Genomic DNA, 13,850 nt, shown 5'->3' with positions numbered 1-13,850 from the left:
GGCGCATCGCGTGCGTCAGAAGCGATGCACGATGCCGAGTTGCACGCCGCGCGCATTCGCGCCCGGGTACGCGAGCGGCAGGCCGGGGTTCGCCGCGCCGGCGAGCGTGTAGTCGGCCTGGTTGCGGTTGCGCAGGTACGACAGCGCGCCGTAGAAGCTCGTGCGCTTCGACAGGTCGTACTCGTACATCAGCCCGAGCTGGTCCGCGTGATTGCCTTGCGACGACTGGTCGTGCAGGTACGCGTAGCCGAGCGCGATCGCATTCGCCGGGTTGAACTGATATTTGACCGACAGCCCGTACACGCGCGAATCGATTCCGAGGTCGGCCCACTTCACCGCGGAGAACCCGCCATACACGGTGGCCTTGCCGATTGTGTACGATGCGCCGGCCATGATCGTGCGATCGGTCGTGGTCGCCGCGGCGTTCTTCAACCACTGGCCCGCGACGAATGCGCCGAACGAGCCGTGCTCGTAGGTCAGGTCGAACTGCTGGCTGGAGCCGGCCGAGCGCACGCCGCCCGCCTCGCCGAACCCGAAGTACAGGCCGCCCTGGAAACCGGCGATCTCCGGGCTCTGGTACGACAGCGTATTGCTCGTGCGGAACGCGAACACGGTCAGGTTGTCCATGCCGGACGCCTGCGTGACGCCGCCGAACGCATCCTGTCCGCCCTGGTCGTTGAACAGCGGCGAATTCTGGCGGCCCGCACGCACCTTGCCCCACGGTCCCGCGATGCCGACCCACGCCTGCCGGTTGAACAGGCTGCCGGCGCTCGCGAGCGAGCCGTCGTTCGGATTGAAGCCGTTTTCCAGCGCGAACTCGATCTTCTGGCCGCCGCCGATCTCCTCGCCGCCCTTCAGTCCGAACCGGCTGCCCCACTGGCCGCCCGAGTTGATCGCGGCCGTATGGCCGTTGCCCGTATTCACGACCTGCGCGAATTCGTCGATCACGCCGTACAGCGTGACGCCGTCCTGCGCGAAGGCGGCTCCCGAACCGGCGACGCAAGCGGCCGCGACGGCCATCCGAAGACCGGCATGCGCCGGTCGCGCCCGGGTCATTTTCTTAGTCATGCTATTCAATGAAAGGTGAATGGAGCGAGGCCGGGCACGGTGGTCTGCCATGCCGGCATCGCGGATAACGAGGATGATGTGCGGTGCGGTTGCCGGTCGCGCCGGTTCGGCGCTATCGGGCCGCTCAGGCCGGCGGCAGACCGGCCCGCCGAACGACGTGATCCGTCGGTGTCAGACCTCGCCGCGTTCGAGCGGCAGGATCAGGCGCTCGGGAATGCTGCGCCGCGACGCGCGGGCGCCGACGTAATACAGCACGGCCGGCACGACGAGGCCGAGGATCCACGAGATGTCGGTGCCGCCGAGCGCATCGACGAGCGGCCCCGTGTAGATGTGCGTCGACATGAACGGCAGTTGCACCAGGATGCCGACCGCGTAGATCGCGATCGCCATCACGTTCCAGCGGCCGTAGCGGCCGTCGGGATCGGACAGCGCCGGCACGTCGTAGCGCGAACGCGTGAAGCAGTAGTAGTCGACCAGGTTGATCGCGCTCCACGGCGTGAAGAACGCGAGCAGGAACAGGATGAACGCGGTGAATTCCTTCAGGAACGAATGACGGCCCGCGAGCGCGATCAGCGTCGATACGCAGATCATCCCGAAGATGTACACGAGGCGGCTCTTCGACGATACCGCCCCCTTGCCGCGAAAGCCGCTGACGATCGTCGCCATCGACATGAAGCTGCCGTACGCGTTGAGCGCCGTCACCGTCACCTTGCCGAACGCGATGCTGAAGTACAGCAGCGCGGCCACGGCGCCCGTCGAGCCGAGGCCGACGATGTACGCCACTTCATGGTGCGCGAACTGGCTGCCGGCGAGCGCGGCCGCGAACACACCGAACACCATTGCCGCCTGTGCGCCGATCACCGAGCCGAGACCGACCGCGAGAAACGTCGCGACCGACGACGTCGAACGCGGCAGGTAGCGCGAATAGTCGGCCACGTACGGGCCGAACGCGATCTGCCACGACGCGGACAGCGACATCGCGAGCAGGAAGCTCGCGAGCGAAAAATGCTTGTTCGCGAGCAGCGCGCCGATGTCGTGGTTCGCGAACAACTGCGCGAACATGTAGACGAACGCGACGATGCCGACCACGCTCGCGATCCGGCCGACGAAGTGGATCGCGCGATAGCCGAACACGGTCAGCACGACGATCACGGCCGCGAACAGCAGGATGCCGGCCGCGTCGTCGACGTGCAGCAGTTGCGCGACGGCTTGCCCGGCCAGTACCGAGCCGCTCGCGGAAAAGCCGATGTACATGAGGCACACGAGCACGATCGGGATCATCGCGCCATACACGCCGAACTGCACGCGGCTCGAGATCATCTGCGGCAGCCCGAGCTGCGGCCCCTGCGCGCCGTGCAGCGCCATCACCGCGCCGCCGACGAGCTGGCCGAGCAGCAGCGCGACCAGCGACCAGAACACGTCGCCGCCGAGCACGACCGCGAGCGCGCCCGTGACGATGGCCGTGATCTGCATGTTCGCCGACAGCCACAGCGTGAACTGGCTCAGCAGGCCGCCGTGGCGCTCGGCGTCGGGAATGAAGTCGATCGAGCGTACCTCGATCAGTCCGCCGGCTTTTCCACTGGAATTCGTTGACACGGGTCAATCTCCAAAATACTCAGGACCACACATGGTTTGAACGGGACAGGAAGCTGCGAGCCGCCCTTTCGGCTCGGCGGATGCGGGGCGCCGTGGATCGCCGGCATGCGCCACGCACGCACGGTCTGCACGCTGGCGCGCAAGCGGCACGACGTGTGCCGACATTGCCAGCGGATGATCTTGTATATACAACTTGCGAGATATCGGTGATTACCCGGAATCAAGCGATTTTCGAAATCGTCCTAGTCATTGCGGCACGCCGGCGCAGCATTGCCGCAAGCCGGACGTCGGAAAAATGAAAGTTCGGCCTGCCCGGGGACCCGGTCGGGCGCAGCGGTCACCACACGGGAAACGCAGCCGATCAGCCGGACGGGCGCGCCCGCACCGCATCAGACCAGCCGCTCGGATGCGACGACCAGCCGCTCGGATGCGACGACCTGCACGCCCGGCCGTGCGTCGATCGCCGCGTCGAGCAGCGCGCGCGCAATCCGCGACGCGGGATTCACGCGCCACTTCGCCGGCAGCACCGGCGCGGCGGCGCTCAGCGCGAACACGAACAGCCGCTCGCCGAACCGGAACTCGTCGCGGCTGCCGCCGATCAGGCCCGGTCGCACATACGTGAGCGAATCGAACCCGACGCCGGCGAGCGCCTGCTCGACCTCGCCCTTCACGCGGTTGTAGAAGATCCGCGACGCAGCATCGGCGCCGAGCGCGGAATTCAGCACGTAGGTCCGCGTGCCGTGCCGGTGCGCGAGCCGCGCGACCGCGAGCGGATAGTCGTGATCGACGCGCCGGAAAGCCGCCTGCGAACCGGCGGCCCGCATCGTGGTGCCGAGCGTGCAGATCACGGCATCCGCGTGCCACCAGTCGGCCGTGTCGGGCAAATGGTCGAAATCCACTTCCAGCGCGCGCATCTTTGGATGCGGCGTCAACGGCCGGCGCGCGAGGACGATCACCTGATCGATCCGCGCATCGGCCAGCGCGACGTCGAGAACGTGGCGCCCGACGAGTCCGGTCGCGCCGACGAGCAGCAGTTTCATGTCGGTTTTTCCGTGTGGAGCCTGCGTTGGCGGACCGAGGCGGCCCGGTTTCCGGCTATCGACATGATCGTCGGCCGGCGCCACGCCGACAACCCTCCACTCGTCTCGAAAAATTACGGCGCTGTCGGGCGCGATCCCGCGCGAGCGGATGCCGATTGAAACAACATGAAGTCCATCAGACGCCGCAAGCGCCGCCGATACGTGCGTGACGCACCGGCGGCGCCCCGTCAGGCGATTACGTCAGATATGCAGCGCGTGTCCGAGTGCGCGCAACGCCGCTTCCTGCAGCGCTTCGCCGAGCGTCGGATGCGCGTGGATCGTGCCGCCGATGTCCTCCAGCCGCGCACCCATTTCGAGCGACTGCGAGAAAGCCGCAGCCAGCTCCGACACCCCGCGCCCGACCGCCTGCCAGCCGACGATCAGATGATTGTCGCGCCGCGCGACGACGCGCACGAATCCGTCGGTCGCCTGCAACGTCATCGCCCGCCCGTTCGCCGCGAACGGGAACGACGCGCTCAGACAATCGACGCCGGCCGCGTGTGCATCGTCCGGCGACCAACCGGCCGTCACGATTTCGGGATCGGTGAAACACACGGCCGGAATCGACGCGGGCGTGAACTGGCGACGCCGGCCGGCGATCAGCTCGGCCACCATCTCGCCTTGCGCCATCGCGCGATGCGCGAGCATCGGCTCGCCCGCGACGTCGCCGATCGCCCACACGTTGCGCATCGAGGTCCGGCATGTGTCGTCGATCCGCAGCGCGCGGCCGTTGCGATCGAGCATCAGCGACTCGAGCCCGAACCCGTCGACGCGCGGCCGACGGCCCACGGCAACCAGCACGCGGTCGGCCGGCAGCGTCTGTTCGGCGCCATCGGCCGCCTGCACGCGCACCGCGCCGTGCGCGTCCAGGCCGAGCACCTTGTGGCCGAGCCACAGCCGCACGCCGAGCCGCGCGAGCGAATCGGCAACCGGCCGCACGAGTTCGGCATCGTATGCAGGCAGCACGCGCTCGGCCGCTTCGACGACGCTGACGTCGACGCCGAGCTTCCGATAGACGGTCCCGAGTTCGAGCCCGATGTAGCCGGCCCCGACGACGACGAGCCGCTTCGGCAGCGTCGCGGGCGACAGCGCTTCGGTCGATGACACGACGTGCCCGCCGAACGGCATCGATGGCAGTTCGACCGGTTCGGACCCGGTCGCGAGCAACAGGTGCTCGCAACCTATCCGCACCGTATGGCCGCCGCCGACGACCTCGACGGTCTTGCCGTCGACCACGCGCGCTTCGCCGTGCAGCACGCGCACGCCGTTCTTCTTGAGCAGCGCGCCGACGCCGCGCGTCAGCCGGTCGACGATGCCGTCCTTCCATGCGACGCTTTTCGCGATGTCGATCTCCGGCGTGCGCACGCGGATCCCGAGCGCCCCTTCACCGGCATGGCCGCACGCCTGTTCGAACGCGTCGGCCACGTGGATCAGCGCCTTCGACGGAATGCAGCCGATGTTCAGGCACGTCCCGCCGAGCCGGTCGCGCTCGACGAGCACCGTCGGAATGCCGAGCTGGCCCGCGCGGATCGCGGCGACGTAGCCGCCCGGGCCGCCGCCGATGACGAGCAGTGTGGTGTGTTCGTTCTTCATCGGCTCACTCCACGAACAGCAATGCCGGGCGTTCGAGCACTGCGCGCACGGCCTGGATGAATTCGGCCGCGTCCGCGCCGTCGACGACGCGATGATCGAACGACGACGACAGGTTCATCATCTTGCGCGCGACGACCGCGCCGTCGCGGATCATCGGCCGCTCGACGATCCGGTTCACGCCGACGATGCCCACTTCCGGATGATTGATCACCGGCGTCGACACGATGCCGCCGAGCGCGCCGAGGCTCGAGATCGTGATCGTCGATCCGCTCAGCTCGTCGCGCTGAGCACGGTTCGCGCGCACCGCGTCGGCGAGCCGCGCGATTTCCGCCGAGATCGACCACACGTCGCGCGCTTCCGCATGGCGCAGCACGGGCACCGTGAGGCCGCCGTCCGTCTGCGTCGCGACGCCCATGTGCACCGCACCGTAGCGCGTGACCACACCCGCTTCGTCGTCGAAGCGCGCGTTGATCTGCGGGAAGTCGCGCAGCGCGATCACCATCGCGCGGATCAGCAGCGGCAGCGGCGTGAGCTTGCCGCGCGTGTCGCCGTGGCGGCGGTTCAGTTCCGTGCGCAACGATTCGAGCTCGGTCACGTCGATTTCCTCGACGTAGCTGAAGTGCGGAATGCGGCGCTTCGCTTCCTGCATCTTGCGCGCGATCGCGCGCCGCAGGCCGATCACCGGCACTTCGGTTTCGTCGTGGCGTTCGTCGTAGCCGCGCGGTTGCGATGCGCGCGCCGTGCCGCCGCCGGACCCTGCATACGCATCGAGATCCGCGTGCAGGATCCGGCCGGCCTCGCCGGTGCCGCGTACGTAGCGCAGCTCGATGCCCATGTCCCACGCGCGCTGACGCACGGCCGGCGACGCGAGCGGCCGTTCGCCCGGCGCGCGCGCCGCGCGCGGCTGCGCGGCCGGTTCGTCGCGGCGCGGTTTTGCCGGTGCGCGAGGCGCTGCGGGCTGCACAGGAGGCTCGGCCGGCACATCCGCCACCGGCTTCGACGGCGTCGCCGCCGCGACCGGTGCGGTTGCTACCTTTGTTTCCCGCACCGGTGCCGCGGCCTTCAGGTTGCCGTCGCCTTCGACTTCCAGCCGAATCAGCTCGCTGCCGACCGCCATCATCTCGCCGATCCGGCCGCCCAGTTCGATCACCTTGCCCGTCACCGGCGACGGAATCTCGACCGCCGCCTTGTCGGTCATCACGTCGGCGAGCGGCTGGTCTTCCTTGATCGTCTGCCCGACTTCCACATGCCAGGCCACCAGCTCGACCTCGGCGATCCCTTCGCCGATATCCGGCATCTTGATGACATGAATCCCCATCTCACGCCTCCATCACGCGTCGCAACGCTTCACCGACCCGGGTCGGCCCCGGAAAGTACGCCCATTCCTGCGCATGCGGATACGGGGTGTCCCAGCCCGTCGTGCGCTCGACCGGCGCTTCGAGGTGGTAGAAGCAGTGTTCCTGGACCAGCGACACGAGCTCCGCGCCATAGCCGCAGGTGCGCGTCGCCTCGTGCACCACGACGCAGCGCCCGGTCTTGCGCACCGACGCGACGACCGTGTCGAGATCGAGCGGCCACAGCGTGCGCAGGTCGATCACTTCCGCGTCGATACCCGTCTCCTCCGCCGCGGCGAGCGACACGTGCACGGTCGTGCCGTAGGTGAGCACGGTCACGTCGTTGCCGGGCCGCACGACGGCGGCCGTATCGAGCGGCACCGTGTAGTAGCCTTCCGGCACCGCGCTCGCCGGATGCTTGAGCCACGACGTGACGGGCCGTTCGTGATGGCCGTCGAACGGCCCGTTGTACAGCCGTTTCGGTTCGAGGAAGATCACCGGATCGTCGTTCTCGATCGACGCGATCAGCAGCCCTTTCGCGTCGTACGGATTCGACGGCATCACCGTGCGCAGCCCGCACACCTGCGTGAACATCGCCTCCGGGCTCTGGCTGTGCGTCTGCCCCCCGTAGATCCCGCCGCCGCACGGCATCCGGATCGTCATCGGCGCGGTGAACTGGCCGGCCGATCGATAGCGCAGCCGCGCGCCTTCCGACACGATCTGGTCGGATGCCGGGTAGAAATAGTCGGCGAACTGGATCTCGCAGACGGGCCGCAGTCCGTACGCGCCCATCCCGACCGCCGCGCCGACGATTCCGCCTTCGGAGATCGGCGCATCGAACACGCGCGATTTCCCGTATTTGTTCTGCAGTCCTTCGGTGCAGCGGAACACGCCGCCGAAATAGCCGACGTCCTGCCCGAACACGACCACATCGCTGTCGCGCCCGAGCATCACGTCCATCGCGGAGCGCAGCGCCTGGATCATCGTCATCGGCTGCGTGGCCGTCCCTGTCTCGTATTGCGCCATGATCACGCTCCCAGTTCCTGACGCTGACGGCGCAGGTGCGCGGGCAGCTCCTTGTAGACGTCGTCGAACATCGAGGCCGGCGACGGAATCCGGTCGTCGGCCAGCGTCCCGTATTTCTCCGCTTCCTTCTGCGCGACGATCACCTCGGCCTCGAGCTCGGCCGTCAATGCGTCGTGCGCGCTGTCCGACCAGATGCCCTTGACGATCAGGTGACGCTTGAAGCGCTCGATCGGATCGCCGAGCGGGAAATGGGACCAGTCGTCGCTCGGCCGGTACTTGGTCGGATCGTCCGACGTCGAATGCGCGCCCGCGCGGTAGGTCACCCACTCGATCAGCGTCGGGCCGAGGTTGCGGCGCGCGCGTTCGGCCGCCCAGCTCGACGCCGCGTAGATCGCGAGGAAGTCGTTGCCGTCGACGCGCAGCGATGCGATCCCGCAGCCGACGCCGCGCCCGGCGAAGGTCGTGCCCTCGCCGCCCGCGATCGCCTGGAACGTCGAGATCGCCCACTGGTTGTTGACCACGTTCAGCACGACCGGCGCGCGGTACACGTGCGCGAACGTCAGCGCGGTATGGAAATCGGCTTCGGCCGTCGCGCCGTCGCCGATCCACGCGGACGCGATCTTCGTGTCGCCCTTGATCGCCGACGCCATCGCCCAGCCGACCGCCTGGATGAACTGCGTCGCGAGGTTGCCGGAAATGGAGAAGAAGCCGGCTTCGCGGTCCGAGTACATCACCGGAAGCTGGCGCCCCTTCAGCGGATCGCCTTCGTTCGACATCAGCTGGCAAATCATCCGCTCGAGCGGCACGTCGCGCGCGATCAGGATGCTCTGCTGCCGGTAGGTCGGAAAGCACATGTCGCCATCGCGCAGCGCCATCGCGTGCGCGGTGCCGATCGCCTCCTCGCCGAGGCTCAACATGTAGAAGGAGATTTTCTTCTGGCGCTGCGCGATCATCATGCGCGCGTCGAAAATGCGGGTCTTGAGCATCGCGCGCAGCCCGGCGATCAGCCGCGCATCGTCGAGATCGGGGGCCCACGGGCCGACGGCCTTGCCGCTGTCGTCGAGCACGCGCACGAGGCTGCGGGCGAGATTGGCGGTGTCCGCCGCGGCTACGTCGATCGGCGGGCGGCGGACGGCGCCGGCCGGCGATAGATGCAGATAGGAAAAGTCCGTCTTGCAGCCCGGACGCCCGGTGGGCTCCGGCACATGCAGACGCAATGGCTCTGACAGGCTCATCGTGTCGTCTCCACGCTCGATTGTGTCTCACGCTGTTTGGGAACGCGGGGGCCGGTTGCCGGCCCGCGCGCGAGCTGACGCGCGGATAAGCGCATCAACCTTGGAAATCTATGCCTGGCAGCGGCGCACGTCGATGCCCAAGCCGCTCGTTCGTCGTGAGCAGATTTGCCATGGCCGATCGAGGCGTCGCGTGAGTGCGGCGGGGAGTGGGCGCGGGACGGGTTTGCTGCGGTGCAGGGTCGCCGGGCCGGCGAAGAGCGGGCCTCGGGGGCGCGAACGGATCGGCGTGTCCCGATCGTGTGAGGGTACGAAGCCAAAGACCCCGCGAAATCCTGGATCTTCGCGAGGTCTTGCGTCGGGTGCGGGTGCCTGTGCGCGTGGTTTGCCTGTCTGCTGCGACGCGCGATCGATCACGCGTCGGGACGGAAGAGGTCGAAGCGGCTGTCGGGCGTCACGTGCACATAGGCCGACGGGCCGCCCGCGCGAAGAATGATGCCCGCGCCGAACGTGTCGAAGATGCCGTCCTTCAGCAAGTCATGGCGGATATGAACCGCGACGACCTCGCCCAGCACCAGCGTGGCCGGCGTCTCGACACCGTGATGATCGCGCAGCCGGATCACGTCGGTCACCTTGCATTCGAAGTTCACGCCGCTTTCCGCGACACGCGGCACGTCGACGAGCCGTGACGGCACCGCAGTCAGGCCGCCGAGTTCGAACTCGTTTACGTCGTACGGCACGGCGGCGCAGGTCTGGTTCATCCGTTCGGCCAGATCGCGCGTCGCGAGGTTCCACACGAACTCGCCGGTCTCCCGCACGTTGCGCACGCTGTCCTTCGCGGCGGTGCTCGAAAAGCCGATGATCGGCGGCCGATAGTTGAACGCGTTGAAGAAGCTGTACGGCGCGAGGTTCAGCGTGCCGTCGCTGCCGCGGGATGAAATCCAGCCGATCGGGCGCGGGCCGATGATCGCGTTCAACGGGTCGTGCGGCAGGCCGTGGCCTTGCGACGGTTCGTAATAGTGATGGGTCGAGTCGGTCATGACGGGTGGTCTTGCGAGACGCAAACGATGAGGAAGGCTGTCAGCGGAACGCGCCGGCCGTGGCGACGCAGGCGTCCGGTGCGACGTGCGTGCCAGTATCACATGGCGCGGTTTTCCGCGCAGTGAAGCGCATCGCGAGCCGCGCGGGCGTGCCGCTGCATGTGCGTGCGCCCAATAAAAAACCCGCGAGCGCTGCATTTCTCGCGGGTTTTTTACGCCTTCGTCGAATCGAATCGCGTCGCATCAACGCAATCGATGGTGCCGGGGACCGGACTCGAACCGGCAAGCCAGTTAAGGCGGCGGATTTTCGTCACACTGCTTCTTTCAAAGCCGGCGTCGCGGGCGCGAGCCGTTCGTGCGCTGGACTATGCCTTCACCGTCGCGCGCGGGCGTGACCGCTGCCCGTGCGCCTTAGGCGCCCCCCGTCTAGTCTCTACACCTTCCTCGCGGATGCCGCGAGGCTTGGCTCGGCGTTGCCTCGATGCACACATCAGGGGTTTCGCCGAATTTGAAGGGTTCTGCACCGACCGTTTCCGACCGGGCACTCAATCGTTTAAGTCCGCTATGTTTACCAATTTCATCACCCCGGCAAGAGGGCGGACGCGATTCTACCATTGCTTGCGCATGCGTTCCCTTATTCCGCCGCGCCGCATCGCGATACCGGCCGTCATCGCGTCGCTTGCTCCCCGGCGTTCGACGCCGATACCGCACCGACACCCCACGGCCCGCCGATTTCGTCCCGCGCCGCGACCTGCCCCGATACAATCGACCGCGCGTCGTCCGACGACCTCAACCGTCTGACATTTGTGTCGTGCTTTTCGCGAAACAAGCGTCGCGTGCGTCATCGCGAAGTCACAAACGTTTTCGATAATTCCCCGGCCGAAAACGTTTACATCGCATGACTTCATGACCTCGACCATCAAGGACGTCGCCGCCCTCGCGGGCTTCTCGATCGCCACCGTTTCGCGTGCGATCAACGCGCCGCATACCGTCAGCCCCGCCACGCTGCAGACGATCCGCACCGCCATCGACACGCTGCAGTTCCGCCCGAGCCCGCTCGGCCGGCAACTGCGCGGCGAGCGCACGCGGCTCGTCGGCGTCGTCGTGCCGACGCTGTCGAACCCCGTGTTCGCCGACTGTCTGCAAGGCATCGACGAACTCGCGACCGCGGCCGGTTTCAAGCTGATCCTGATGACGACCGAATACGACGCGGCGCGCGAGCGTCATGCGATCGAGACGCTGCGCGAGCAGCGCGTCGAAGGGCTGATCCTCACCGTCGCCGATGCGGACACGCATCCGCTGCTCGACATGCTCGACCGCGACGGCCCGCATTACGTGCTGATGCACAACGACACGCAGCGCCGTCCGTCGGTGTCGGTCGACAACCGCGTTGCCGCGTATGACGGCGTGCAACGGTTGACCGCGCACGGCCATCGCCGCGTGCTGATGCTGGCCGGCTCGCTCGCCGCGTCGGACCGGGCGCGCCAGCGTCATCTCGGTTATGCGCAGGCGCTGGAGGAAGCCGGCGTGGCGCCGCTGCCGCCCGTCGAAGTCGACTTCAACGCACCCGAGCTGCCCGATGCGGTGCTCGCGCATCTGACCGCGCACGCCACGCGCCCGACCGCCCTCTTCTGCAGCAACGACCTGCTCGCGATGGTCGTGATGCGCGGCCTGCGCCGCGCGGGTTTCTCGATTCCCGACGACCTGTCGGTGCTCGGCTTCGACGGAATCGCGATCGGCGAGCTGCTTGCGCCGCCGCTCGCGAGCGTCGCGACGCCGAACCGCGACATCGGCCGCCACGCGTGGCAGCGTCTCGTCGAATGCATCGACGGCGCCGCGATCGACCGCACGTCGATGATCCTGCCGCATGCGGTGCGCGACGGCGCGACGATCGCACCGCCGGCCACCGACCTGCACCTGCGCAAGGCCTGATCGCAACACACGCGCGCCACGCACACCGATCACCACACCACCCCAGCGCCACCCTACTCGCCCGGAGATTCACCGTGTCCTTTCGCCTGACCTCGCTGCTGCGCGCGCTTGCCGCGCCGCTCGCCCTTGCCGCGCTCGTCGCCGGCGCCCCCGCAGCCCATGCCGACGAAACGGCGATCTGCTACAACTGCCCGCCCGAATGGGCCGACTGGGCCGCGCAGATCGCCGCGATCAAGCAGAAGACCGGCATCCGCGTGCCGTCCGACAACAAGAACTCCGGCCAGGCGATCGCGCAGCTGATCGCCGAGCAGAAGAGCCCGGTGGCCGACGTCGTCTACCTCGGCGTGTCGTCGGCGTTCCAGGCGAAGGACAAGGGCGTGATCGCGCCGTACAAGCCCGCGCACTGGAACGACATCCCCGCGAACCTGAAGGACCCGCAAGGCTACTGGTTCGCGATCCACTCGGGCACGCTCGGCTTCTTCGTGAACAAGGACGCGCTCGACGGCAAGCCGGTGCCGCGTTCGTGGGCCGACCTGCTGAAGCCCGAATACAAGGGCATGGTCGGCTATCTCGATCCGTCGAGCGCGTTCGTCGGCTACGCGGGCGCGGTCGCCGTCAACCAGGCGCTCGGCGGCAGCCTCGACAACTTCAAGCCGGGCCTCGACTGGTTCCGCAAGCTGAAGGCGAACGCGCCGATCGTGCCGAAGCAGACGGCCTATGCGCGCGTGCTGTCCGGCGAGATTCCGATCCTGCTCGACTACGACTTCGATGCGTATCGCGCGAAATACAAGGACAACGCGAACGTCGAGTTCGTGATTCCGAAGGAAGGCACGATCGCGGTGCCGTACGTGATGAGCCTCGTGAAAGGCGCGCCGCACGATGCGAACGGCAAGAAGGTGCTCGACTTCGTGCTGTCCGACGAAGGCCAGAAACTGTGGGCCAACGCCTACCTGCGCCCGGTACGCGCGCAGACGCTCGGCGCCGACATCGCCGCGAAGTTCCTGCCGGCGAGCGAATACGCGCGGGCGAAGCCGGTCGACTTCGGCAAGATGGCGGCCGGCCAGCAGGCGTTCGGCCAGCAGTACCTGCAGATCATGCAGTAAGCCGCGGGACGCAACCGATGCTCGACCTGACTTTTCCGCTGCGCTGGCGCATCGCGCTCGTCGCGCCGGCGCTGGCGGTATTCGCCGCGTTCTGGCTGCTGCCGATGGCTTCGCTCGTGCAGGTATCCGCCGACGGCGCCTTCTTCTCGCACTACACGGCGCTGCTCGGCAATGCGCGCTACATGAAGAGCCTCGGCGAGACGGTTGCGCTGTCCGCGGGCGTCACGCTCGCGACGCTCGCGCTGTCGACGATCTCGGGCCTCCTGCTCGCGCGCCGCGAATTCGCCGGCAAGCGCGTGCTGCTCGCGCTGCTGACGTTTCCGCTCGCGTTCCCGGGTGTCGTCGTCGGCTTCATGGTGATCATGCTCGCCGGACGCCAGGGGCTGATCGGCATGCTGTCGGCGAAGCTCACCGGCGACAAATTCGTGTTCGCGTATTCGGTGGCCGGCCTGTTCATCGGCTACCTGTACTTCTCGATTCCGCGCGTGATCGTCACCGTGATCGCGGCCGCGTCGAAGCTCGACGCGTCGCTCGAGGAAGCCGCGCGTTCGCTCGGCGCGTCGCCGTGGCGGATCTTCGTCGACATCGTATTGCCCGCGCTCGCGCCGGGCCTGATCGCGGCCGGCGCGATCTGCTTCGCGACCGCCATGGGCGCGTTCGGCACAGCGTTCACGCTCGCCACCGACCTGAACGTGCTGCCGATGACGATCTATACCGAGTTCACGCTGAACGCGAACATCGCGACGGCGGCCGGCCTGTCGATCGTGCTCGGCATCGTCACCTGGGCCGTGCTCGCGCTCGCGCGCCGCTTCACCGGTCACACCGCCGCCGCCGCGGCCTGAGGATT

The 13,850-nt window shown here is 67.7% G+C and carries 11 protein-coding genes; 3 read left to right on the top strand and 8 right to left on the bottom strand.

Annotation, left to right across the window (positions count from 1 at the left end):
• Positions 1 to 15 precede the first annotated feature (15 nt).
• The 8 genes from CFB49_RS06080 to CFB49_RS06040 all read right to left on the bottom strand — a co-directional run bounded on the left by CFB49_RS06080 (position 16) and on the right by CFB49_RS06040 (position 9,968).
• On the bottom strand, positions 16 to 1,068 hold the full coding sequence (locus tag CFB49_RS06080) for a porin (RefSeq protein ID WP_089490899.1): 1,053 nt from the start codon (positions 1,066 to 1,068) through the stop codon (positions 16 to 18).
• A gap of 171 nt (positions 1,069 to 1,239) precedes the next feature.
• Positions 1,240 to 2,664 carry a purine-cytosine permease family protein gene (locus tag CFB49_RS06075; RefSeq protein WP_069617071.1) on the bottom strand — a complete coding sequence of 475 codons (1,425 nt, stop codon included), beginning with the start codon at positions 2,662 to 2,664 and terminating at the stop codon, positions 1,240 to 1,242.
• A gap of 389 nt (positions 2,665 to 3,053) precedes the next feature.
• Positions 3,054 to 3,704 (bottom strand): NAD(P)H-binding protein, encoded by a 651-nt coding sequence (locus CFB49_RS06065; protein ID WP_089490898.1) that lies wholly within the window; start codon positions 3,702 to 3,704, stop codon positions 3,054 to 3,056.
• A 240-nt stretch (positions 3,705 to 3,944) separates the two neighbouring features.
• A complete protein-coding gene (lpdA, locus tag CFB49_RS06060; RefSeq protein WP_089490897.1) occupies positions 3,945 to 5,336 on the bottom strand; it encodes a dihydrolipoyl dehydrogenase in 1,392 nt (463 codons plus the stop codon).
• A 4-nt stretch (positions 5,337 to 5,340) separates the two neighbouring features.
• On the bottom strand, positions 5,341 to 6,654 hold the full coding sequence (locus tag CFB49_RS06055) for a dihydrolipoamide acetyltransferase family protein (RefSeq protein ID WP_089490896.1): 1,314 nt from the start codon (positions 6,652 to 6,654) through the stop codon (positions 5,341 to 5,343).
• Position 6,655: 1 nt separating this feature from the next.
• Positions 6,656 to 7,696: an alpha-ketoacid dehydrogenase subunit beta gene (locus tag CFB49_RS06050; RefSeq protein WP_089490895.1), complete on the bottom strand. Its 1,041-nt coding sequence runs from the start codon at positions 7,694 to 7,696 to the stop codon at positions 6,656 to 6,658.
• Between the two features lie 2 nt (positions 7,697 to 7,698).
• The gene (locus CFB49_RS06045; protein ID WP_089490894.1) at positions 7,699 to 8,931 is read right to left on the bottom strand and encodes a 3-methyl-2-oxobutanoate dehydrogenase (2-methylpropanoyl-transferring) subunit alpha; all 1,233 of its coding nucleotides are present in this window, start codon (positions 8,929 to 8,931) and stop codon (positions 7,699 to 7,701) included.
• A 410-nt stretch (positions 8,932 to 9,341) separates the two neighbouring features.
• The gene (locus tag CFB49_RS06040) at positions 9,342 to 9,968 is read right to left on the bottom strand and encodes a flavin reductase family protein (RefSeq protein WP_089490893.1); all 627 of its coding nucleotides are present in this window, start codon (positions 9,966 to 9,968) and stop codon (positions 9,342 to 9,344) included.
• 906 nt (positions 9,969 to 10,874) lie between these two features.
• On the opposite strand from CFB49_RS06040, the gene CFB49_RS06025 reads away from it, so the two are divergent.
• From CFB49_RS06025 to CFB49_RS06015, 3 genes are all read left to right on the top strand, one after another.
• Positions 10,875 to 11,900 carry a LacI family DNA-binding transcriptional regulator gene (locus CFB49_RS06025; protein WP_089490892.1) on the top strand — a complete coding sequence of 342 codons (1,026 nt, stop codon included), beginning with the start codon at positions 10,875 to 10,877 and terminating at the stop codon, positions 11,898 to 11,900.
• Between the two features lie 74 nt (positions 11,901 to 11,974).
• Positions 11,975 to 13,003 carry an ABC transporter substrate-binding protein gene (locus CFB49_RS06020; protein WP_089434789.1) on the top strand — a complete coding sequence of 343 codons (1,029 nt, stop codon included), beginning with the start codon at positions 11,975 to 11,977 and terminating at the stop codon, positions 13,001 to 13,003.
• A 17-nt stretch (positions 13,004 to 13,020) separates the two neighbouring features.
• Positions 13,021 to 13,845: an ABC transporter permease gene (locus CFB49_RS06015; RefSeq protein WP_089434788.1), complete on the top strand. Its 825-nt coding sequence runs from the start codon at positions 13,021 to 13,023 to the stop codon at positions 13,843 to 13,845.
• Positions 13,846 to 13,850: the final 5 nt, after the last annotated feature.

This window comes from Burkholderia sp. AU17457, assembly GCF_002223255.1.
In the GTDB taxonomy this organism is placed as follows: domain Bacteria; phylum Pseudomonadota; class Gammaproteobacteria; order Burkholderiales; family Burkholderiaceae; genus Burkholderia; species Burkholderia sola.
This window is presented reverse-complemented; position numbering and strand designations above follow the sequence as displayed.